Origin of the sequence: Acidovorax delafieldii (assembly GCF_007993815.1) — a bacterium.
Lineage (GTDB): Bacteria > Pseudomonadota > Gammaproteobacteria > Burkholderiales > Burkholderiaceae_C > Acidovorax > Acidovorax delafieldii.
This window is the reverse complement of sequence record NZ_VJWE01000011.1, coordinates 324,913-347,382: the sequence shown is the minus strand read 5'-3', so window position 1 is coordinate 347,382 and position 22,470 is coordinate 324,913. Positions and strand designations below refer to the sequence as shown.

Here is a 22,470-nt window from a genome sequence, read left to right as displayed (position 1 = left end):
CCGCTTTCTATTATGCGATGGGTTGCTATGCATGCACACCATTGGTGCGCCGCGTCAGCACTGTGTAAACCCTCATGCCAGCGGCCAGCACGGTGTAGCCCGCGCGCGGATAATGCACCGATGGAAACCAAGTGGCTTGAAGATTTCGTCAGTCTTGCGGAAACCCGCAGCTTCAGCCGGTCAGCGCAGCTGCGGCATGTGACCCAGCCAGCGTTCTCGCGGCGCATCCAGGCGCTGGAGGCCTGGGCCGGCACCGACCTGGTGGACCGCAGCTCCTACCCCACCCGGCTGACCCCGGCCGGCAAGACCCTGTACGACCAGGCCCTGGAAATGCTCCAGTCGCTGCAGAACACGCGTGCCATGCTGCGCGCGCACACCAGCGCAGGCAAGGACATGATCGAGTTCGCCGTGCCCCACACGCTGGCGTTCACGTTCTTCCCGGCCTGGGTGTCCAGCCTGCACGACAAGTTCGGCCCGTTCAAAAGCCGCCTGATTGCGCTGAATGTGCACGACGCGGTGATGCGCCTGGTCGAAGGCGGGTGCGACTTGCTGATCGCCTACCACCACCCCTCGCAGCCCTTTCAGCTCGATGCCGATCGGTATGAGATGGTCAGCCTGGGTCAGGAAGTGTTGTCGCCCTACAGCAAGGCCGACGCCGATGGCCAGCCCGTGCACCGCCTGCCCGGCCGCGCAGGCCAGCCGCTGCCCTACCTGGGCTATGCGCCCGGCGCCTACCTGGGGCGGGTGACCGAACTCATCCTCAAACAATCGCAGACGCCCATTCACCTGGAGCGCGTGTACGAGACCGATATGGCCGAAGGTCTCAAGGCCATGGCGCTGGAAGGGCATGGCGTGGCCTTCTTGCCCCACAGCGCCGTGAAGAAGGAGCTGCGCTCGCGCCGCCTGGTCAGCGCCGCGCCCCCCGATACCGAAGGCCTGCAGATGACCATGGATGTGCGTGCCTACCGCGAAAAGCCCAATGGCAAGGACACCCCCAAAGGCACGGCGCAGGCGCTGTGGACCTACCTGCAGGCCCAAGCGGCCTCATGCTAAGGGTAAATACGGACATAAACACTTTGCATAGTTGTGCGCGCAAACGGCATTGGAATTTCACCGTAACGACACGTACAGTCTGCGCCATCGCCGGATCGGTGGATAGCAGCGTGTGCCTTGGCAGGGCCCCACGGTGGCACGAAGATTGCAAACCCGGTTCATTCCTTCACAGAGGCATCGTATGAAAGTTCAGCATTGGGGATTGGCCTGGGGCCTCGCAGCACTGTGCTGTGCGGTCGGTGCGTCTGCGCAGGCCAGCGTGCTGGAGCGCGTGGCTGGCGGTGGCAAGCTGGTCATTGCCTACCGTGAATCCTCGGTGCCTTTCTCGTACGTCGACAGCCAGTCGGGCAAGCCTGTGGGCTATGCGCTGGACCTGTGCCTGCGCATGGCCGAGCTGGTGCGCAAGAAGACCGGCAAGAAGGACATGGAGATCGAGCTGGTGCCTGTCACGCCGGCCAACCGCATCGCCATGATCGAGCAGGGCAAGGCCGACATGGAGTGTGGCTCCACCACCAACAACGCCGAGCGGCGCCAGAAGGTGGCCTTCACCATCCCCCACTTCATCACCGGCGCGCGGCTGCTGGTCAAGTCCTCCAGCACCATCGACAGGGTGGAGGATCTCAACGGCAAGAAGCTGGTGTCCACCAAGGGCACGACGCCCCTGAAGGCGGCCGACCAGGCCAACCGCGAGCGCCTGATGGGCATCACCATCGTCGAAGCCCCCGACCATGCCAAGGCGGTCGAGATGGTCGAGAAGGGTGAGGCCGATGCGTTTGTGATGGACGACGTGCTGCTGTACGGCCTGGCGGCCGGGCGGCCCGACCCCAAAGCGCTCAAGGTGGTGGGCCGCTTCATGACCACCGAGCCACTGGCCATCATGCTGCCCAAGAACGACCCTGAGTTCAAAAAGCTGGTGGACGAGGAAATGCGCCGCCTGATTACCAGCCGCGAGATTTACCCGATTTACGACAAGTGGTTCAACAAGGCCATTCCGCCCAACAACACCGTGCTGAGCCTGCCGGTCAGTTACTTGTTGCGCGACTTCTGGAAATACCCTACCGACCAGGTCCCGTTCTGACTAATATCCCTGGTTGCGTGCTACCCCTTTTTGGAGTGCGGTCCTGACCGGTTACCCCCGGCTGGCCCCTGTCTCTAAAATCCCCCCCTTTTTCGTTTTCAACACAAGGAGATCCCTATGAAGAAACATTTGCTCGCGGTTGCCGTGACCGCCTTGGCTGCAGGCAGCGTATTTGCCCAGGCCAATGACACTCTGGCCAAGATCAAGGCCTCCGGCAGCGTGACGCTGGGCGTGCGCGAGTCTTCAGGTCTTTCGTACACGCTGGGCAACGGCAAGTACGTGGGTTTCCACACCGAAATGGGCGAGATCGTTCTGCACGACATCCAGAAGCAACTGGGCTTGCCCAAGCTGGATATCAAGTACCAGCCCGTGACCTCGCAAAACCGTATTCCGCTGGTGACCAACGGCACCGTGGACCTGGAGTGCGGCTCCACCACCAACAACGCTGCTCGCCAAAAGGACGTGGCGTTTGCCGTGACCACCTATGTGGAAGAAGTGCGCACCGTGGTGAAGGCCAACTCGGGCATCACCTCGATCAAGGACCTGAACGGCAAGACCGTGGCCACCACCACCGGCACGACCTCCGTGCAGACCCTGCGCAAGCACGAACGTGCTGGCGGCATCGACTTCAAGGAAGTGTTCGGCAAGGACCACGCCGACAGCTTCCTGATGCTGGAAACCGGCCGTGCTGACGCGTTCGTGATGGACGGCTCCATCCTGGCTGCCAACGTCTCCAAGTCCAAGAACCCTGCCGATTACAAGATCGTGGGCGAAGTGCTGTCGGTGGAACCCATCGCCTGCATGTTGCGCAAGGACGACCCTGCGTTCAAGAAGGCCGTGGACGACTCCATCAAGCGCCAGATCGCCGACGGCTCGCTGGCCAAGCTGTACGACAAGTGGTTCATGCAACCCGTGCCACCGACCAACACCAAGATCGGCCTGCCGATGTCCGACGCTACCAAGGCAGCTTGGGCATCGCCTAACGACAAGCCCATGGAAGACTACGCCAAGAAGTAAGCTCTGCAACGCTTGTGCCCCTTCGGCCAGCCGGTTTGAAGGGGCTTTTTTGTTGGGTCGGCCAAGGGTGGCCCCCAGCGCAAAACCAAAAATTAAAGGGGTGCTCCTATGAGTTGGGATTGGCAGGTGTTCTGCCAGGACACCATGGACCGGGAAGTTGTGCAGAGCTGCTTTGGCAAAGGCGGCGAGATCACCTACCTGGACTGGATGCTGTCGGCCTGGGGCTGGACGGTGTCCGTTTCGCTGCTGGCCTTGCTGCTGGCGCTTGTGTTGGGTTCATTCATCGGTACGCTGCGCACCTTGCAGGACCGCCCGATGATCGTTCGCCTGGGCAATGCCTGGGTCGAGCTGTTTCGCAATATTCCGCTGCTGGTCCAGATTTTCCTCTGGTACCACGTGCTGCCCAGCCTGTTCCCTGTGCTGCGGGGCGTGCCCGGTTTTGCGCTGGTGGTGCTGGCGCTGGGCTTTTTCACCTCGGCACGTATTGCCGAGCAGGTGCGCTCGGGCATTCAGGCCCTGCCACGCGGCCAGCGATATGCCGGCATGGCCATGGGTTTCACCACCTTCCAGACCTACCGCTATGTGCTGCTGCCCATGGCGTTTCGCATCATCATTCCGCCGCTGACCAGCGAGACGATGAACATCTTCAAGAACTCGTCCGTGGCGTTTGCCGTGTCGGTGGCCGAACTCACCATGTTCGCCATGCAGGCGCAGGAAGAAACCTCGCGCGGCATCGAGGTCTATCTGGCGGTGACCACGCTGTACATCATCTCGGCGTTTGCGATCAACCGCATCATGGCCTTCATTGAAAAGCGCGCACGCATCCCTGGCATGGTCGTGAGTGGCGCGGCCGGAGGGGGGCATTGATATGAATCTCGATTTCTCCTTCTACAACTGGGACCTGATCTCCAACTTCGTGCTCAAGGGGCTGTACTTCAGCCTGATCCTCACGCTGGTGGCCACCATCGGGGGCGTGCTGTTCGGCACCGTGCTGGCACTCATGCGCCTGTCGGGCAAGAAGTGGCTGGATGTGCCCGCCACCATCTACGTCAACGGCATGCGCTCCATTCCGCTGGTGATGGTGATCCTGTGGTTCTTCCTGCTGGTGCCCGCCATCATCGGCCGCCCCATTGGCGCGGAAGTGTCGGCAGTCATCACCTTCATTGCCTTTGAGGCAGCGTACTTCAGCGAAATCATGCGCGCTGGCATCCAGTCCATCCCACGCGGCCAGGTGTACGCCGGCCAGGCATTGGGCATGACCTACGGCCAGAACATGAAGCTGGTGGTGCTGCCCCAGGCGTTCCGCAACATGCTGCCCGTGCTGCTCACCCAGACCATCATCCTGTTCCAGGACACGTCGCTGGTTTACGCCATTGGCGCCTACGACATGCTCAAGGGCTTTGAAGTGGCGGGCAAGAACTTTGGTCGTCCGATCGAGGCGTACCTGGCCGCTGCGGTTCTGTACTTCATCATGTGCTATGCGCTGTCCTGGGCGGTCAAGCGCCTGCACCAGAAGATCGCGATCATCCGCTGATCGAGGCTGGTGCAAAAGAGATTGGATTGAGGAAAAAGAAATGATCGAACTCAAAAACGTATCCAAGTGGTATGGCCCGGTGCAGGTGCTCAACGAGTGCTCGGCCACCATCAACAAGGGTGAAGTGGTCGTGGTCTGCGGGCCCTCGGGCTCCGGCAAGTCCACACTCATCAAGACCATCAACGCGCTCGAACCCTTCCAGAAGGGCGAGATCACGGTCGATGGCGTGAAGCTGCATGACCCCAGCACCAACCTGCCCAAGCTGCGCAGCCGCGTGGGCATGGTGTTCCAGCACTTCGAGCTGTTCCCTCACCTGTCGGTGACGGACAACCTGACCATTGCGCAGATCAAGGTGCTGGGCCGCAGCGCGGACGACGCCAAGAAGCGCGGCCTCAAGATGCTGGAGCGCGTGGGCCTGATCGCCCACAAGGACAAGTTCCCCGGCCAGCTCTCGGGCGGTCAGCAGCAGCGTGTGGCCATTGCGCGCGCGCTGAGCATGGACCCCATCGTGATGCTGTTCGACGAACCCACATCCGCGCTTGACCCCGAAATGGTCGGTGAAGTGCTGGACGTGATGGTGGGCCTGGCCAACGAAGGCATGACCATGATGTGCGTGACCCACGAAATGGGCTTTGCCCGCAAGGTGAGCAACCGCGTGATCTTCATGGACGTGGGCGGCAAGATCCTGGAAGACTGCTCCAAGGACGACTTCTTCAACAACCCCGATGCACGCCAGCCGCGTACCAAGGACTTCCTCAACAAGATCCTGCAGCACTGAACAATGCTTGCACTCCCGTGCCGCAAGGGTTGGGGGCTACAAAAAAAGCGCTCTCCGGAGCGCTTTTTTCATGGGGCCACCCAGGGCTGAACGTCTGCTGTGCGCAGGCTAGCGCTTGCTCCGCCGACCGGCTGGCGAGGGGCTTTCTACGATGAGTTGCGACTCGAAATCCGTCCACAGATCGTCGCGCCGCTTCAGTGCCTCGGACACCGCCTTGTGCCGCAGCTGGGCCACGGCCGACACCAGCGCATTGCACAGGAAGAACGCGGCGGTGTAGGAGTCGAACGGCGACGCATTGGATGTGCGCACCTGCAGCCGGTGGTGGGACAGCGCGGCCAAGGGCGCAGCGGCGCTGTCGGTGATGGCCAGCACCTGGGCCCCTGCGTCGCGAAAGCGCTGCGCCACTTTCACCGGCCCGCTGGCGTAGCGGCGGATGCTGAAGACCAGCAAGGCATCTTCGGGCTGGATCCACAGCAGCTGGTCGGTGGCGTCCACCGCGCCAGCCCCCAGTTCGTGCACGCCCGGGCGGCACATGTTCAGGTGCAGCGCCAGCCAGGCGGCCACCGGGGCGCTGTTGATCTGCGCCAGCACAAAGATGCGTCCCTTGCCCTGTGCGATACGTGCCGCCATGGCCTCGAAGGCCGCCATGTCCAGTCCGTCGCGCGTGGTGGTGAGGTTGTGCTGGTCGTGCAGCAGCGCGTCATCCACGCACTGCTGCAGGCTGCGCCGGGTGCCGATGGTGACCGGCGCGCGCTGCCCCGCCGTTTGCAGCAGGGCGGTGACCTCGGCCCGCGCCTCGCGCTGGGCCTCGGCATAGCTGCCGTAGCCCAGCTTGGCAAACAGCCGCACCACGGTCGATGCACTGGTGCCAGTGCGCGCAGCGAGGGCGGTGGCGGACTCCAGCAGGGCGTGGGGGTAGTCGCGCCCCAGGGCCTCGGCCAGCGCCCGTTCGCTGGCGGTCAGGTCGGCGTCCTGGCGGGCCAGCCGCTCGGTCAGCAAGGCGCTGGATTCGTGCAATGATGATTTCATAAAATTCTCATTCGTGCAAAATACGTTGCAGAACCCCGGGTCGCGTGCAACACTGCGAGCCAAATTTTGCCCCTACCTGGGGCTTGCCCAAGGACAACGATGCTCAATACCCTGAACGAAGGTCTGCTGCCGGTGCGTGCGCAGGTCCTGGACTGGCTGGCCAGACAGCAGCAGTCCATGCAAGACCTGTTGCAAAAAGTGGTCAATATCGAGAGCGGCAGCCGCAATGAGGCGGGTGTGACAGCCGTGGCCCATGCCCTGGCCGAGCGCCTGCAGGCGGCCGGTGTGCCGGTGCAGTTTGAGCCCGTGCCTGGCTATGGCGTGCTGCTGCATGCGCAGGTCAACCCGGCAGAGGGCGCTGCAGCCGGTGGAGCGCCCATCATCCTCATGGGGCACATGGACACGGTGTTTCCCGATGGCACCGTGGCCAAGCGCCCTTACCGCGAAGAAGCGGGGCGCGCCTACGGCCCCGGCGTGGCCGACATGAAGTCCGGCCTGGTGCTCAACGTGTTTGTGGCCGAGGCCTTTGCGCGCTGCGGCGGCCTGCAGGCGCCGCTGCACCTGTTCTTCTCGTGCGATGAAGAGATCGGTTCGCCCGCCACGCGTGACCTCATCATGGCCCGCGTGCGGGGGGCGCGTGTGGTGTTCAACGCCGAGCCGGGCCGTGTCAGCGGCAACGTGGTCACCAGCCGCAAGGGCTCGATGGTGGTGGAGTTCGAGGTGCAGGGCGTGGCTGCGCATGCAGGCATCAACCACGCCGCTGGCGCCAGTGCCATCGAAGCCCTGGCTCGCAAGACCCTTGCGCTGCATGCGCTGACCGACCCGGCTACGGGCGTCACCTGCAATGTGGGCGTGGTGCAAGGGGGCATCGTGCCCAACATGGTGGCCCCCCACGCCCGCGCTGAGGTGGACCTGCGCTTTACCGCCGACACCAACCCCGACGAACTGCTGGAGCGCGTGCGTGCCATCGTCGAAGAAGAGTCCGTGCCCCGCACCCAGGGCCGCATCACCACCACGCGCCGCACCCTGCCCATGAAGCCCACCCCGGACGACCTGCTGGCGCTGTACCAGCAAGGCGCGCGGTCGCTGGGCTTTGAGGTGCAAGGCGAGTTCACCGGCGGCGCGGCCGACAGCGGCCTGACCGCATCGGTGGGCGTGCCCACGCTGTGCGCCACGGGCCCGGTGGGCGGCCACGCACACACCGAACGCGAGTACTGCGAGCTGTCCACCTTTGTGCCACGCGCGCAGGCCGTGGCGCTGGCCGTGCTGGCACACCCCTGATTTTTTGTACCTTCCCGCCCCATTTTTGAGTTCTTTGATCGTCATGCACACCACACCTTCCCGCCGCCACCTTCTGACCACCGGACTGGGCCTTGCCGGCCTCGCCGCGCTGCCCGCCATGGCGCAAGACAAGTTCCCTTCGCGCCCGATCACGCTGGTGGTGCCCTTCCCGCCGGGTGGGTCGGTGGACATCATGGCGCGCCAGTATTCCGAGCCGCTGTCGCGCGTGCTGGGCGTGCCCATCGTGGTGGAAAACCGCGCCGGCGCGGGTGGCTCGGTGGGCGCGCAGTATGTGGCGCGCTCCAAGGCCGATGGCTACACCCTGGTCGTGTCGTCGCAAAGCAGCCACCTGGCCAACCCGCTGACCCAGCCCAAGATCGGCTACGACCCGGTCAAGGATTTTGAGAACATCGCCATCCTGGGCCGCCAGCCCAACGCGCTGGTGGTGCACAGCAGCCTGCCGTTCAAGACCTTCAAGGAGTTCATCGACTACGCCAAGAAGAACCCGGGCAAGCTCAACTACGGCAGCGGCGGCGTGGGCAGCATGGGCCAGCTCAATGTGGAAATGCTCAAGGTGTCCACGGGCGTGTTCACCACGCACATTCCCTACCGTGGGGGCACGCCGCTGATCACGGGTGTGCTGGGCAACGAGGTGCAGTTCATCCTCGACAACCTGGTCATCATGCTGCCGCACATCCAGGCGGGCAAGGTGCGCGCCCTGGCCGTGGCGGCCGACCAGCGCCTGCCGCAGCTGCCCGATGTGCCCACCATGGCCGAGGTGGGCCACCCCGAGCTCAACCTCACCTCCTGGACAGGCCTGGCCGCGCCTGCGGGCACACCCGATGCGGTGGTGCAGACGCTGTACAAGGCCGCGCGCCAAGTGGCCACATCGCCCGCCATGATGGCCAACCTCAGGGACCGTGGCGTGATCGTGCCGGAAGAGATGTCGCCCGCCGCGTTCGAAAAAATGATGGCGGACCGGATGGTGAAGTTCGGCGCGGTCGTCAAACGCGCAGGGATCACCGCCGAATAAACCGGCAGATCTGCCCCTGGCGCTACCGTGATGAGCCGTTTCATGCGGTAGCGCTACGAACATATGCCTCGCTAGCTATGAAAACGAGAGCATTTGGAGGCGGCATGTCCGCAATGGGACAATGACGCCCATGACTGCAGCCCCCCAAACCCTCACCATCACCCGCCCCGACGACTGGCACCTGCACGTGCGCGACGGCGAGCCTTTGCACACCGTCGTGCCCCACACCGCCGCCCAGTTCGGGCGCGCGATCATCATGCCCAACCTGCGCCCGCCGGTCACCACGGCCGAGCAGGCCCTGGCCTACAAGCAGCGCATCCTGGCCGCCGTGCCCGCAGGCATGAGCTTTGAGCCGCTGATGACGCTGTACCTGACCGACAACCTCCCGCCCGAAGAAATCGTGCGTGCCAAGGCCGCAGGCGTGGTGGCCTGCAAGCTCTACCCCGCAGGCGCCACTACCAACAGCGACGCGGGTGTGACCGACCTGCGCAAAACCTATAAAACGCTGGAAGCCATGCAGAAGGCCGGCATGCTGCTGCTGGTGCACGGCGAAGTGACCAGCAGCGACATCGACCTGTTCGACCGCGAGGCCGTGTTCATCGAGCAGCAGCTCATCCCGCTGCGCCGCGACTTCCCCGAGCTGAAGATCGTCTTCGAGCACATCACCACCAAGGACGCGGCCGACTACGTGCAGGCATCCGACCGTTTTACCGCCGCCACCATCACCGCGCACCACCTGCTGTACAACCGCAACGCCATCTTCATCGGCGGTGTGCGCCCCCATTACTACTGCCTGCCAGTGCTCAAGCGCGAGACCCATCGCGTGGCCCTGGTGCAGGCCGCCACCAGCGGCAGCAGCAAGTTCTTTTTGGGCACCGACAGTGCACCGCACCCGGCGCACCTCAAGGAGCACGCCACCGGCTGCGCGGGCTGCTACACCGCCCACGCGGCCATCGAGATGTATGCCGAGGCGTTCGACAATGCCGGGGCGCTCGACCAGCTCGAAGGCTTCGCCAGCTTTCACGGCCCGGACTTCTACAGCCTGCCGCGCAACACCACCACCATCACCCTGCGCCGCGAGTCGTGGACACCGCCCGACAGCTTTGCGTTTGGCGAAGCCGAACTCAAGCCCCTGCGCGCCGGTGAAGCCCTGCCGTGGCGGCTGGTGTAAGTCCGCCCTTCGACGCCATCGACTGGAGTGCTCCCTGGCTGGCGCCGTGGCGCGGCCTGGGCCAACCCCTGGCCCAGCAGCTGTTGCAGGATGACCCATCGGTGCACCAGGCATTGCAGACCGCAGCGCCGCAGGGTGCTCCCGTGGTCTTTGTGCCCCAGTCCGCGCTGCCCGAAGGCACCGCCTACGAGCAGTACATCTGGGACACCCGCCGCGTTCCCACGCGCGACAACCTGCACGACTTTTTCAACGGCCTGGTCTGGCTGCGGTTTCCGCACACCAAGCGGCGTCTGAACCAGCTGCAGGCCCAGGCCATCGCCGCCGATGGCGTGCAGGCCGTGCGCGGACCGCTGCGCGATGCACTCACGGTGTTTGATGAAAACGGAGCGCTGTTGCAGGCGCCGGATGCCCTGTGGGATGCGCTCCGGGCGAGGGACTGGCAGCGCCTGTTCACCGACTTGCGCCCGCTGTGGGGCCAGGCCCGGCTGGTGCTGTTCGGGCACGCACTGCTCGAAAAGCTGGTTTTTCCGCGAAAACCCATGGTGGCGCACGTATTTCATGCGCCGGCAGCTATTGATTCCATAGCGGAGGTGGATGCGTGGCTGGCAGGGCAGGTGGAGGCCTCGGCATGGTCCAGCAAGCCCTTCACGCCGCTGCCCGTGCTGGGCGTGCCCGGCTGGTGGCCGGCCAATGCAGCGCCGGGCTTCTATGCCGATGCGCAGGTGTTCCGGCCCTTGCGGGCTGCGGCGGTTTCGTAATTCCCGCCAAGGCTTGTGTGATAAGGCCCCGGCCGGGGTTTGCACCTACCATAGCGCGATGAAATCGCGGCCATGGGGGGCTGCCACGGCCTCGCCGCCTGGAGACTGGCGCTTGAAGCGGCGCCCCCGGCCCCCATCTGAGCCAGCAAACACTCGTTGTTGTTTACCCCACGGAGAAACCATTCCATGAAGCGGATCCTTTTGTTTGTGATGACCAACCTGGCCGTCGTTGTCGTGCTGGGGGTGGTGGCCAGCCTGCTGGGCGTGAACCGCTACCTCACGGCCAACGGGCTCAATCTGGGCGCGCTGCTGGGCTTTGCGCTCATCATGGGTTTTGGCGGTGCGATCATCTCGCTGCTCATCAGCAAGCCCATGGCCAAGTGGACCTCGGGTGTGCGCGTGATCGACGGCTCCGGCTCGCCGGACGAGCGCTGGATCGTCGAGACCGTGCGCAAGTTCGCCGACCAGGCCCAGATCGGCATGCCCGAAGTCGGCATCTTTGAAGGCGACCCCAATGCCTTTGCCACGGGCGCGTTCAAGAACTCCGCCCTGGTGGCGGTGTCCACCGGCCTGCTGCAGGGCATGACCCGCGACGAGGTCGAGGCCGTGATCGGCCACGAAGTGGCCCACATCGCCAACGGCGACATGGTGACCATGACGCTGATCCAGGGTGTGATGAACACCTTCGTGGTGTTCCTGTCGCGCGTCATCGGCTACGCGGTGGACAGCTTCCTGCGCAAGAACGACGAGAACAGCTCGGGCCCCGGCATCGGCTACTACGTGACCACCATCGTGCTCGACATCGTGCTGGGCTTTGTGGCCGCGATGATCGTGGCCTGGTTCAGCCGCCAGCGCGAGTTCCGCGCCGACGCGGGCGCTGCCCAGCTGATGGGCCGCCGCCAGCCCATGATCAACGCGCTGGCCCGCCTGGGTGGCATGCACCCCGGCGAGCTGCCCAAGAGCGTGGCGGCCATGGGCATCGCCGGTGGCATTGGCAAGCTGTTCAGCACCCACCCGCCCATTGAAGAGCGCATTGCTGCGCTGCAAAACGCACAGCAGCAATAAACCGAACCGCCTCAGGCGCAACGCCTGATCAGCCCCGAGGGCCGCCACAGTCTTGCACTGTGGCGGCCTTTTTGATGGTGCGTTGCGGCTGTTGCTTTGGCGCTCCGGCAGGGTGTGGCCTGTTGTGGGCCGGCTCAAGGACTTGTAACCTTTTGTCGATACATTCCCAACGCCTGCCACCCCCAGCGGCTGTCCCGCGTTGCCCCATTCACCCTCACGAGAGCCTCCCATGTCCATCTCCCACGCACGTGTTGCTGTCCGCCTGGCCCTGGCCTTTGGTGTGGTCTGCCTCGTCATGTCCCTGTCGGCGGCGGTGGGCATCTGGCGGCTGGCCGGGCTGCAGGACATTGCGGACGACCTGGGGGGCGCATCGTCCGAGCGCGCGTTGCTGGCGCGCGAGCTGCACGCCATCGTGGTGCTCAGCTCCGCCCGCGCCGAAACGCTGCTGGAGATCGACAACAACCCCACCTATGCGGCACGCATCGACGCCGACCGCAAGACCACATCAGCCCGCTCGTCCGAAGTGCGCAAGCGCCTGGACGAGCTGGCGGCGGACCCGGAATCGCAGGCCTTGTTCGATGCCATTGACAAGGCCGGCAACGGTTTTCGCACGGTGCGGGACGACCTCGTCAAGCGCCGCAAGGCGGGCGAGGCCTTGCCGCCCGACGCCATTGCCAAGCAGCTGCGTCCTGCGGCAGACGCCTACGCCGCTGCTGTAGACAAGCTGGCCGAATACCAGCGCCAGCGTGTGGCCGAAGCGCGTGCCGCTGCCGCCCGCAGCGAAAGCCAGGGCATCACGCTGCTGGCGGCGGGCTCGTTGGTGGGCTTGCTGCTGAGCTTGGCCTGCGCCTGGCTGCTGTCGCGCTCCATCCTGCAGCCCCTGGCCCATGCGTCCGAGGTGACCGACCGCATTGCCGAAGGCGACCTCACTTCCCCCGTGCCCGCGCCGCAGGCGGGCAACCGCGACGAACTGCAGGCCCTGCTGGCGCGCCTGGGCGGCATGCAGGCACGGCTGGCCGAGCTGGTGGTGGGCATGCGCCAGGCCAGCACCTCGGTGGCCGGTGCCAGCAGCGAGATCGCGGCAGGCAACAGCGACCTGTCGGCCCGCACCGAGCAGACCGCCTCCAACCTCGAAGAGATCGCCGCCAGCATGGAGGAGCTGCTGGCCACCGTGCGCCACAGCGCCGACGCGGCTGCGCAGGCCAGCACCCTGGCCACTGGCGCCAGCAGCGTTGCCCAGCGCGGGCGCGAGGCGGTGGACCGCGTGGTGGGCACCATGGACGGCATTGCGCTGTCGTCGCGCCGCATTGCCGACATCACCAGCGTGATCGATGGCATCGCCTTCCAGACCAACATCCTTGCGCTGAATGCGGCCGTGGAAGCAGCCCGTGCTGGCGAACAAGGCCGGGGCTTTGCGGTGGTGGCCAGCGAAGTGCGGAGCCTGGCGCAGCGTTCCGCCACGGCGGCCAAGGAGATCGGGAGCCTGATCAGCGACAGCGTGCGGCAGGTGGACGAGGGCACTCAGCTGGTCCACGCGGCAGGCGGCACCATGGGCGAGATCGTGAACTCGGTGCAGCAGGTGGCCACCATCATTGGCGAGATCAGCACTGCGGCGCGCGAGCAGACCACGGGCCTGAGCCAGGTGGGTGAGGCGGTCTCGCAGCTCGACCAGATGACGCAGCAGAACGCCGCGCTGGTGGAGGAGTCCTCGGCCGCCGCGCAGGGGCTGCGGGTGCAGGCGCAGCAGCTGGCCGAGCTGGTGGAGGCGTTTCGCCTGCCTTCGGGCAACGCGCTGCCTCGCTAGTGTGCTATCCCGCAAATAACTGCACATGAAGTCGCGTCCTCACCCCCAGGGCTGCGTTGCAAATCCTCGCGATAGCTACGGCTATCACTGCGGTTTGCTCCTTGCCCTGGGCGCGATGCCATCGATTTCATTTCGTGTAGCTATTTGCGGGACAGCACACTAGGCGAGAGTACACCGGGCTTTCACGTCAGATCCACCCGCCAGCGCCTGCGCGGCGCGCGCAGTGCATGGCGCTTGCGGTACTCGGCCGGTGCCATGCCGGTGTAGCGCACAAAGATGCGCCGGAACGCCGCCGGGTCGGCATAGCCGCAGGCCGTCGCAATGCTGGGCACGCTCTCCAGCGTCACCTCCAGCAGCACCTTGGCGCGTGCGCAGCGCAGGCTGTGCAGGTGGTCCAGCGGCGACTGCGACAGCTCCAGCTGAAAGTGCCGCAGCAAAGTGCGCGGGCTCACCGCCGCCGCCTCTGCCAGCCGGGCCAGCGAATAGGGCTCGTCCAGATGGGTCTCCATCCAGGCCATGGCGCGGGCCAGGGTGCTGTCGCGCGTCGCGGGGATGTGTTGCTGCGCATTGGCCTGCAGCGCAGCCCGGGCGCGTTCGTGGTCGGGCCGCAGCACGCTGGCGCAGGTCTGGGCCAGCGCGTCGCCCAGTGCGTGGCGCACCAGGGCGATGGCCATTTCTCCCAGGCTGTGGGGCAGCGCACAGCTCAGCCAGGGGCCGTCATCGGTGAGGTCGTGGCCTGCATCGAGGTCGATGTCGGGAAAGTCGCGCTCAAACCCGGCCAGGTAGAACCACGGCAGGCCGCAGCGGCGGCCCTGCAGGCGCCCGCTCTGCGCCGCCAGCCAGGCCCCGTTGCCGACGGTGAGCACCTTGTGCCCGGCATCCAGCGCAATGCCGATCTGGCGCGAGAGGGCGCGGTGGCGCGACGCCACGCTGCGGATGGCGGGGATGTCGGCGGCGTGGAAGGAGGGAATGAACCAGGCGAATGCCGGCCCCTCGGCAGGTGCCGCCGTGGGCTGCGTGTAGGCCGCCAGCGGGCCCGGCTGGTGCGCCAGCGGCTGGCCTTGGGCGTCCAGCAGCCGCCAGGCCAGGCGGGGCGAGCCGACGCCGCCCCGCAAGCCGGCCAGCAGATTGGCGCTGCGCAAGAGGTCGATGAACTGCAGTGCGTTGCCCACCGCCGATTCGGGCAGCAGCGGGATGTCGATGCGAAAAACCGGCGCCGTCGCAGATGGGACAGAAGAACGGGGCATGGCGATATTGGCTCTGTGGATGGCCATTTTCGCTTGTCTGCAGCGTGGGGTGGGCTCTTAGCATGAACGTGCGTTTTTTTGCCGCGTTCCTTTTTGTTTTCACTTCCTGCACGGATCTGTCTCATGCACAAACCCCTCTCTGCCATCTCGCTGGCCACCGGCCTGCTTCTCAGCGGGCTGACGTTCGCATCGTCCGCCCAGGCCCAGGCCCTGGACGCCGCCGGCCTGCAGGCCATCGATGCCGCCGTGACGGCCGTGGCGCCCAAGATGGTCAACTGGCGCCGCGACATCCATGCCCACCCCGAACTCTCGGGCCAGGAAGTGCGCACGGCCAAGCTCGTGGCCGAGCACCTGAAGAAGCTGGGCATGGACGTGCAGACCGGCGTGGGCGGCACCGGCGTGGTGGGCACGCTCAAGGGAGGCCTGCCCGGCAAGGTGGTGGCCCTGCGCGCTGACATGGATGCCCTGCCCGTGCCCGAGAACACCGGCCTGCCGTTTGCGAGCAAGGCCAAGGCCAACTACCTGGGCAAGGAAGTGCCCGTGATGCACGCCTGTGGCCATGACGCCCACACCGCCATGCTGATGGGCGCGGCCGAGGTGCTGGCGGGCATGAAGGCGCAGCTGCCGGGCACGATCAGGTTCATCTTCCAGCCCGCCGAAGAGGGCGCGCCCGTGGAGCCCGACGCCAACGGCAAGGTGCCCAGCTTCGGCGCCAAGGCCATGATCGAAGCCGGTGCGCTCAAGGACGTGCAGGCCATCTATGGGCTGCACATCACCTCCAACCTGCCTGGCGGCGTGGTGGGCTACCGCAGCGGCCCGCTGATGGCCGGGTCGGACAACATCACCATCCATGTGGAAGGGCGTGGCGGCCATGGCTCGTCGCCGTGGGCCACCATCGACCCCATCGTGGCCGCCAGCCAGGTGGTGATGGGCCTGCAGACCGTGGTGAGCCGCCAGCTCAACATCAGCCAGGAGCCGGCCGTGGTCACCATCGGCCAGATCCAAGGCGGCACCCGCTACAACATCATCCCCGACAAGGTGGAGATGATGGGCACGCTGCGCACCTTTGACGAAGACATGCGCCAGGAAGCGCTCAAGCGCATCACCACCACGGCCGAGTCGATTGCCGCCGCCAGCGGTGCCAAGGCCAGCGTGCGTTTTGGCCCCGTGGCCTACCCCGTGACCACTAACCCCGCGCCGCTCACGCAGGCCTCGCTGCCCGCGCTGAACCTGGCCATGGGCGGCAAGACCATGGTGATCCCGAAGGTGGCAGGGTCGGAGGACTTCTCGGAGTTCCAGAAGGTCGTGCCGGGCTTCTTCTACTTCCTGGGTGCGCCACCCAAGGGCAAGGATTTTGCCAAGGCCCCGCCCAACCACTCTGCGCTGTTCGACATCGACGAAGACCAGTTGCCCGTGGGCGCCCGCTCGCTGGCGGCGCTGGCCGTGGACTTTTTGCAGCGCAAGTAAGCGGTGCCCCGGGCCGGCACCGCCAGGAGGCAGGTCAGCCCGTTGCGCCCAGCAGGCTCCGGGCCACGGCCTCGCCGACCTTGATGCCATCCACGCCGGCGGACAGAATGCCGCCCGCGTAGCTGGCGCCTTCGCCCGCCGGGTACAGGCCCGGCGTGTTCAGGCTTTGCAAGTTGTCGCCACGGCCAATCTTGAGCGGCGACGAGGTGCGTGTCTCCACGCCCGTCAGCACCGCGTCGTGCATATCAAAGCCCTTGATCTTGCGGCCGAACACGGGCAGCGCCTCGCGCAGCGCCTCGATGGCATAGCCGGGCAGGGCAGCGTGCAGGTCGCCCAGGGCCACGCCGGGCTTGTACGAGGGCTCCACGCTGCCCAGCTGGGTCGAAGGCTTGCCCGCAATGAACTCGCCCACCAGTTGGCCCGGTGCGCTGTAGTCACGGCCGCCCAGCACAAACGCATTCGATTCGAGCTGGCGCTGCAGCACGCTGCCCGACAGGGGGTGGAACTGCCCGGCAGGCAGGGCCTCCACGCCGTAGGTCTGGCCCAGGTGGGTTTCAAACGCCTGCGCGTCCTGCGGGTAGTCGCGCGGATCGATGCCCACCACCATGCCCGCGTTGGCATTGCGCTCGTTGCGTGAATATTGGCTCATGCCGTTGGTCACCACGCGGTGGGGCTCGCTGGTGGCGGCCACCACCGTCCCACCGGGGCACATGCAAAAGCTGTACACCGCGCGGCCATTGGCGGCGTGGTGCACCAGCTTGTAGTCGGCTGCGCCCAGCAGCGGGTGGCCTGCGTGGCGGCCCCAGCGGGCGCGGTCGATCACGCCCTGCGGGTGCTCGATGCGGAAACCGATGGAAAACGGCTTGGCCTCCATGGCCACGCCGCGCTGGTACAGCATGGCAAAGGTGTCGCGCGAGCTGTGGCCCAGCGCCATCACGACGTGGTCGGCGCGCAGCTCGGTGGTCTCGCCCGTGGCCTGGTTGAGCACCTTCAGGCCGCGCAGGTGGCGCGCACCGCCTGTGCCTTCGATGACCACGTCCGTCACGCGCTGCTCAAAGCGGATCTCGCCGCCCAGCGCAATGATCTGCTCGCGCAGGTTTTCCACCACCTTCACCAGCTTGAAGGTACCGATGTGCGGGTGGGCGACATACAGGATTTCTTCGGGCGCACCGGCTTTGACGAACTCGTTCATCACCTTGCGGCCCAGGTGACGCGGGTCCTTGATCTGGCTGTAGAGCTTGCCGTCGCTGAAGGTACCTGCGCCGCCCTCGCCAAACTGCACGTTGCTTTCGGCATGCAGCTCGCGCTTGCGCCACAGGCCCCAGGTGTCCTTGGTGCGTTCACGCACGGTCTTGCCGCGCTCCAGCACGATGGGCTTGAAGCCCATCTGAGCCAGCACCAGTGCCGCAAAGATGCCGCAGGGGCCAAAGCCCACCACCACGGGGCGCAGGGGCAGGTCGGCAGGCGCCTGGCCCACGGGGTGCCAGGCCATGTCGGGCGTGGGCTGGATGTGCGGGTTGCCTGCAAACTTTGCGAGCAGCGCGGCTTCGCGTTCAGGCTGGGCGAGCGTGATGTCCACGATGTAGACCGCCAGCAGGTCGGCCTTGCGTGCGTCAAAGCTGCGCTTGAAGACGTGCAGGTGGGCAATGTCGGCGTCTGCCAGGCCCAGAATGTGGGCGGCAGCGGCGCGCAGGGGCGCCTCGGGGGCTTCGGCCACGGTGAACGGCAGCCGGATTTCGGAGAGTCGGATCATGGTCTTGCGGGCCCGTGTCGATCGGGCGAAAAGCAATAGCGTGGGGCCGGGATGATACGGGGTCCGCGCAGCGGGCGGAACCCCTGTCGGACCGAGTTACCGGGGTATCGGGCGGCAGGGCTATATAAAAATGATAGCAACAAGGCCAATATGCACTAGCGCATCTGGCACTTTTGGCTGAAATTCTCACTGCAGAGTGCGCTGCATGCCTTGCGCAGGCCCCTGGCGCCAGCGCAGCTCGGCCACACCCAGTGCCACGGCGGCCAGCACCAACGGCCCAAAGTAGTACAGCGCCCGGTAGGCCAGCAGTGCCGCCAGCACCTGTTCTTGCCCCAATGCGTCGGTGGCCAGCAGCGCCACGCCCACGGCCTCCAGCACGCCCAGGCCCGCAGGCACGCGCAGCACCAGCCCGGCCACGGCGCCCAGCAGCACTGTGGCCAGGGCGGCGGGGTAGGCCACCTGGTGTTGCAGCACCGTCCACAGTGCGGCGCCCATAAGCATCCAGTTGGTGGCCGATGCCGCGATTTGCCACAGCGCCACGGGCCAGTGCGGTAGCGGAAACGCATGGCCGCGCAGCGTGAGCGCGCGGCCCCTGCGCACCGCGCACAGTGCCAGGTAGGCCAGCGGCAGGCCGCCCAGTACCGTGCCGCCCAAGTGCCATTGCCAGGGCGCTACCGTCCACCCGGCCACTGCTGGTGGCTGCCACAACCATGACAGCACGCCTGCCAGCATCAGGTAGCCCACCCAGTTGGTCACGATGCTGGTGCCCACCACCTGGCCGATGGTGCCGGGGTCCACACCGCGCCGGTCGTACAGCCGGTAGCGCACGCCCACGCCGCCAATCAGCGAGCCCAGGTTGAGCGTGAACGGATAGCTCGTCATGGCAATCGCCAGCGTGGTGCCGCGCGTCAGGCGGTGGCCGCTGCAATGGCGCCCCACCCAGTCAAAGCTGCCGTAGGTGAAGTGGCTCAGCAGCGCCAGCGCGCCGCCCAGCGCCAGTGCAGTGGTGGGCAGGTCGCGCAGCGCCTGCAGCACGGCGGGCCAGTCCACCGAGCGCGCCTGCCGAAAGATCAGTCCGGCCACCACCGCAAAGAAGGCGAGGGCGAGCCCCCGGGTGAGCCAGGGCCACCAGGCCTGCTGCGGCCAGTGGCGCCAGCCGCTGGCGGTGTGGCGGTTGCTGCTTCTGCGGGATGGCGCCTGCAGGGCGTCGGTGGCGCCGCCCGCCTGGGTGTCCGCGTGCAGCGTGGGGGTGGCCATGGTGGGCGCCTGCCAGTTCAGGTGGCGGGGCTGCCGGCGGGCTCTGCCGCATCCGCCCCCGGGTTCGCGAGCGTGATGTGGGGCTCGTGCCGGGGCAGCCAGCCCGCCCATGCGGGGAACCAGCGCAGCAAGTGGAACACCGCATAGCTGCGCAGCAGGCGCAGACCGTTCCAGCGGCTGGGGGCTGTGGCTTCCACCTGCTTGCAGCTGTGCTCCATGAGGTGCGACAGGCGGCGGTGCAGATGGGCGTTGAAGGCACGGTCCTGGATGATCACGTTGGCCTCGAGGTTCAGCGACAGGCTCAGCGGGTCAAGGTTGCTGGAGCCCACGGTGGACCAGTCCTCGTCCACCAGCGCCACCTTGCCGTGCAGCGGGCGGTCGCAGTATTCGTACACCCGCACGCCTGCGCGCTGCAGGTGGTCGTACAGCAGGCTGGCTGCCGTCTTCACGATGGGCATGTCGGGCTGGCCTTGCAGGATGATGCGCACATCCACCCCCCGTTTCGCGGCGCGCCGCATCTCGCGGATGAACCGGTAACCCGGGAAGAAGTAGGCGTTGGCAATCACCACCCGGCTGCGCGCTGCGCGCAGGGCCACGCGGTAGTGGCGCTCGATGTCGTTGGTGTGCTGCTGGTTGTCGCGTGTCACGAACATCGCGTGCGCCGTGCCCGCGTGCGGGCGCCCTGTGATGCCTGCGGCCTGGTGGCGCTTGCGGTCCTGGCGGCTGAGCACGGCCTCGCGGGTGAAGTGGTGCATCTGCGCCACGATGGGGCCGCGCACCTGCACGGCATAGTCCTGCTTGGCTTCGGGGCCAAAGTCGGCCACATGGTCGGCCGAGTAGTTGATGCCACCAATGAACCCCAGGTGCCCGTCCACCACCACGATCTTGCGATGCATGCGGCGCAGCAGGTTCAGCCGCTGGCCCAGGAAACGGCGGCCCGGGTCAAAGATGCGAAAGTGCACGCCGGCCTCCACCAGGCTGCCGACAAACTGGTCCGACAGATCGGGCGAGCCAAAGCCGTCCACCAGCACATGCACCTCCACGCCCCGCCGGGCGGCCGCCAGTAAAGCGGCGTGCAGCTGCTGGCCGATCTTGTCCTCGAACAGGATGAAGGTTTCCAGCATGACCTCGCGCCGGGCTTCGGCAATGGCCTGGAACACGCGGGGAAAGAACTCCTCGCCGTTTTCGAGCAACTCGAAATGGTTGCCGGGCACCCAGCGGGACGAGCGTGGCGCGCGGAAGGTAGGGCGTTTCATAGCAGGATCTCCGCAGCCAGGGGCGCATGGTCCGAGAGCTTGTCCCAGGGTTTCTTGGGCAATGCCAGTGGCGAGTGAACCGTCGCGTTGCGCACATAAATGCGGTCCAGCGCCAGCAGCGGCATGGCCGCCGGAAACGTGCGCACCGCCCGGCCAAAGGCCTGCACAAACACTTCCTGCAATCCCGCCTCGTGCTGAAGCACCCGGTGGGCACGGTGGCGCCAGTCGTTGAAGTCGCCCGCCAGCACCACGGGCTCGTGGGCGGGAAAGCTGTTGACCAGGTCGCACACGCGGCGCAGCTGGTGCTGCCGGTGCGACTCCTGCAGGCCCAGGTGCACACATACGGCATGCACCGGCAGGTGGTGCCCGGGGGGCTGCAGCATGCAGTGCAGCATGCCGCGCCGTTCGGGCCCGCTCACCGAGATGTCGTGGTTCTCGTAATGCGTGATCGGAAACTTGGACAACAGCGCATTGCCGTGGTCGCCGTTGTCATACACCGCATTGCGGCCGTAGGCGTATTGCGACCAGATTGTGTCGGCCAGAAACTCGTAGTGCGGCACCTGCGGAAAGTTGGCGAACCGGCTGGCGTGCCGGTGGTGCGTGCCCAGCACCTCCTGCAAGAACACCAGGTCGGCCGCCACGCCCCGCACGGCCTCGCGCAGCTCGTGCAGCATGAAGCGCCGGTTGAAGGTGGTGAAGCCCTTGTGCACGTTCACGGTGAGCACCTTGAACGCAATAGGCTGGGAGTCTGTCGCGGAGTTCGGGGCCATGGGCAGTTGCAATCGTTGGGAGGGGCTCCGGCGAAATCACCGCAGAGGTGGGCCGGTGCGAACACTGATTGTTCTGGCCTGCGTGCCCCGCCGCTGTAGGACGGCTGGCCGTGGCTTTGTGCTGCGCAGCCCAAAAAAAAAGGGCCCCGAAGGGCCCTGGTGTGAGTGCGCTGCGTGCCAGCGGCCATCAGGCCGGCAGGAAACCTTCCACCGACAGGTAGCGCTCGCCCGTGTCGTAGTTGAAGCCCAGCACCTTGGCGCCTGCGGGCAGCTCGGGCAGCTTCTGGGCAATGGCGGCCAAGGTGGCGCCGGACGAGATGCCCACCAGGATGCCCTCTTCGCGCGCAGAGCGGCGGGCGTATTCGCGGGCCGGTTCGGCATCGACCTGGATCACTCCGTCGAGCAGGCTGGTGTCGAGGTTCTTGGGGATGAACCCCGCGCCAATGCCCTGGATGGGGTGGGGCGACGGCGCGCCGCCCGAGATCACCGGCGAGGCCGTGGGCTCCACCGCAAACACCTTGAGTTGGGGGAACTTGGCTTTGAGCACCCGCGCCACGCCCGTGATGTGACCACCCGTGCCCACCCCCGTGATCAGCACATCAATGCCGTCGGGGAAATCTGCCAGGATCTCCTGCGCCGTGGTGCGCACATGGATGTCGATGTTGGCGGGGTTCTCGAACTGCTGCGGAATCCACGAGCCGGGCGTCTGCGCCTGCAGCTCTTGCGCGCGGGCGATGGCACCCTTCATGCCTTTTTCGCGCGGGGTCAGGTCGAACTGCGCGCCATAGGCCAGCATCAGGCGGCGGCGTTCGATGCTCATGCTGTCGGGCATCACGAGGACGAGCTTGTAGCCCTTGACGGCCGCCACCAGCGCCAGGCCAATGCCGGTGTTGCCGCTGGTGGGCTCGATGATGGTGCCGCCCGGCTTCAGCGCGCCGGACTTTTCAGCGTCTTCCACCATCGCCAGCGCAATGCGGTCCTTGATGGAGCCGCCGGGGTTACTGCGCTCCGACTTCACCCACACATTGGCGCCAGGGCCGAACAGGCGGTTGATGCGCACGTGGGGCGTGTTGCCAATGGTCTGAAGAATGTTGTCAACTTTCATGGCGTCTCCTGTGA

20 protein-coding genes are annotated in these 22,470 nt (G+C 66.1%); 13 read left to right on the top strand and 7 right to left on the bottom strand.

The genetic code is table 11. The features are described from left to right. Positions 1-120 precede the first annotated feature (120 nt). The 6 genes from ATF69_RS04285 to ATF69_RS04260 all read left to right on the top strand — a co-directional run bounded on the left by ATF69_RS04285 (position 121) and on the right by ATF69_RS04260 (position 5,460). On the top strand, positions 121-1,053 hold the full coding sequence (locus ATF69_RS04285; RefSeq protein WP_056745314.1) for a LysR family transcriptional regulator: 933 nt from the start codon (positions 121-123) through the stop codon (positions 1,051-1,053). Between the two features lie 181 nt (positions 1,054-1,234). Then, positions 1,235-2,131 (top strand): amino acid ABC transporter substrate-binding protein, encoded by an 897-nt coding sequence (locus ATF69_RS04280; RefSeq protein ID WP_099731252.1) that lies wholly within the window; start codon positions 1,235-1,237, stop codon positions 2,129-2,131. Between the two features lie 117 nt (positions 2,132-2,248). After that, entirely contained in the window at positions 2,249-3,148 is a 900-nt protein-coding gene (locus tag ATF69_RS04275; RefSeq protein ID WP_056059342.1) for an amino acid ABC transporter substrate-binding protein, read from the top strand. Between the two features lie 108 nt (positions 3,149-3,256). Then, positions 3,257-4,015, top strand: a complete 759-nt coding sequence (locus ATF69_RS04270) for an amino acid ABC transporter permease (RefSeq protein ID WP_146869988.1) — start codon at positions 3,257-3,259, stop codon at positions 4,013-4,015. A 1-nt stretch (position 4,016) separates the two neighbouring features. Beyond that, a complete protein-coding gene (locus tag ATF69_RS04265; RefSeq protein ID WP_056059987.1) occupies positions 4,017-4,682 on the top strand; it encodes an amino acid ABC transporter permease in 666 nt (221 codons plus the stop codon). A gap of 40 nt (positions 4,683-4,722) precedes the next feature. Beyond that, positions 4,723-5,460: an amino acid ABC transporter ATP-binding protein gene (locus tag ATF69_RS04260; RefSeq protein WP_056059339.1), complete on the top strand. Its 738-nt coding sequence runs from the start codon at positions 4,723-4,725 to the stop codon at positions 5,458-5,460. A 108-nt stretch (positions 5,461-5,568) separates the two neighbouring features. On the opposite strand, the gene ATF69_RS04255 is transcribed toward ATF69_RS04260, so the two are convergent. Continuing rightward, a complete protein-coding gene (locus ATF69_RS04255) occupies positions 5,569-6,489 on the bottom strand; it encodes a MurR/RpiR family transcriptional regulator (protein WP_146869987.1) in 921 nt (306 codons plus the stop codon). A 99-nt stretch (positions 6,490-6,588) separates the two neighbouring features. Here ATF69_RS04255 and ATF69_RS04250 point away from each other — a divergent pair, with 99 nt between their 5' ends. The 6 genes from ATF69_RS04250 to ATF69_RS04225 all read left to right on the top strand — a co-directional run bounded on the left by ATF69_RS04250 (position 6,589) and on the right by ATF69_RS04225 (position 13,601). Continuing rightward, positions 6,589-7,770, top strand: a complete 1,182-nt coding sequence (locus ATF69_RS04250; protein ID WP_056059337.1) for a M20 family metallopeptidase — start codon at positions 6,589-6,591, stop codon at positions 7,768-7,770. Between the two features lie 43 nt (positions 7,771-7,813). After that, a complete protein-coding gene (locus ATF69_RS04245; RefSeq protein WP_146869986.1) occupies positions 7,814-8,803 on the top strand; it encodes a Bug family tripartite tricarboxylate transporter substrate binding protein in 990 nt (329 codons plus the stop codon). Positions 8,804-8,933: 130 nt separating this feature from the next. Further along, a complete protein-coding gene (gene pyrC, locus ATF69_RS04240; RefSeq protein WP_146869985.1) occupies positions 8,934-9,974 on the top strand; it encodes a dihydroorotase in 1,041 nt (346 codons plus the stop codon). Beyond that, positions 9,959-10,732 (top strand): DUF3025 domain-containing protein, encoded by a 774-nt coding sequence (locus ATF69_RS04235; protein WP_146869984.1) that lies wholly within the window; start codon positions 9,959-9,961, stop codon positions 10,730-10,732. The genes pyrC and ATF69_RS04235 overlap by 16 nt, the downstream gene beginning before the upstream one ends. Positions 10,733-10,918: 186 nt before the next feature. Continuing rightward, positions 10,919-11,797, top strand: coding sequence for a protease HtpX (htpX, locus tag ATF69_RS04230; RefSeq protein WP_056745306.1), 879 nt, complete (start codon positions 10,919-10,921; stop codon positions 11,795-11,797). Positions 11,798-12,026: 229 nt separating this feature from the next. Further along, a complete protein-coding gene (locus ATF69_RS04225) occupies positions 12,027-13,601 on the top strand; it encodes a methyl-accepting chemotaxis protein (protein ID WP_146869983.1) in 1,575 nt (524 codons plus the stop codon). 182 nt (positions 13,602-13,783) lie between these two features. On the opposite strand, the gene ATF69_RS04220 is transcribed toward ATF69_RS04225, so the two are convergent. Further along, on the bottom strand, positions 13,784-14,848 hold the full coding sequence (locus ATF69_RS04220; RefSeq protein ID WP_146869982.1) for a GlxA family transcriptional regulator: 1,065 nt from the start codon (positions 14,846-14,848) through the stop codon (positions 13,784-13,786). A 123-nt stretch (positions 14,849-14,971) separates the two neighbouring features. Between ATF69_RS04220 and ATF69_RS04215 the strand changes: the two genes are divergently transcribed. Then, positions 14,972-16,315 (top strand): amidohydrolase, encoded by a 1,344-nt coding sequence (locus ATF69_RS04215; protein ID WP_099731246.1) that lies wholly within the window; start codon positions 14,972-14,974, stop codon positions 16,313-16,315. Positions 16,316-16,349: 34 nt separating this feature from the next. Here the strand turns inward: ATF69_RS04215 and ATF69_RS04210 are convergent, their stop codons facing one another. The 5 genes from ATF69_RS04210 to cysK form a co-directional block, all read right to left on the bottom strand. After that, on the bottom strand, positions 16,350-18,068 hold the full coding sequence (locus tag ATF69_RS04210; RefSeq protein ID WP_146869981.1) for an NAD(P)/FAD-dependent oxidoreductase: 1,719 nt from the start codon (positions 18,066-18,068) through the stop codon (positions 16,350-16,352). 186 nt (positions 18,069-18,254) lie between these two features. Beyond that, positions 18,255-19,325 (bottom strand): putative bifunctional lysylphosphatidylglycerol flippase/synthetase, encoded by a 1,071-nt coding sequence (locus ATF69_RS04205; protein ID WP_146869980.1) that lies wholly within the window; start codon positions 19,323-19,325, stop codon positions 18,255-18,257. 17 nt (positions 19,326-19,342) lie between these two features. Then, complete coding sequence (gene clsB, locus ATF69_RS04200) at positions 19,343-20,581, bottom strand: cardiolipin synthase ClsB (RefSeq protein WP_146869979.1); 1,239 nt, start codon at positions 20,579-20,581, stop codon at positions 19,343-19,345. Continuing rightward, the gene (locus tag ATF69_RS04195; protein WP_056059311.1) at positions 20,578-21,351 is read right to left on the bottom strand and encodes an endonuclease/exonuclease/phosphatase family protein; all 774 of its coding nucleotides are present in this window, start codon (positions 21,349-21,351) and stop codon (positions 20,578-20,580) included. The genes clsB and ATF69_RS04195 overlap by 4 nt, the downstream gene beginning before the upstream one ends. Before the next feature lie 187 nt (positions 21,352-21,538). Continuing rightward, the gene (gene cysK, locus ATF69_RS04190; RefSeq protein WP_056059308.1) at positions 21,539-22,456 is read right to left on the bottom strand and encodes a cysteine synthase A; all 918 of its coding nucleotides are present in this window, start codon (positions 22,454-22,456) and stop codon (positions 21,539-21,541) included. Positions 22,457-22,470 lie beyond the last annotated feature (14 nt).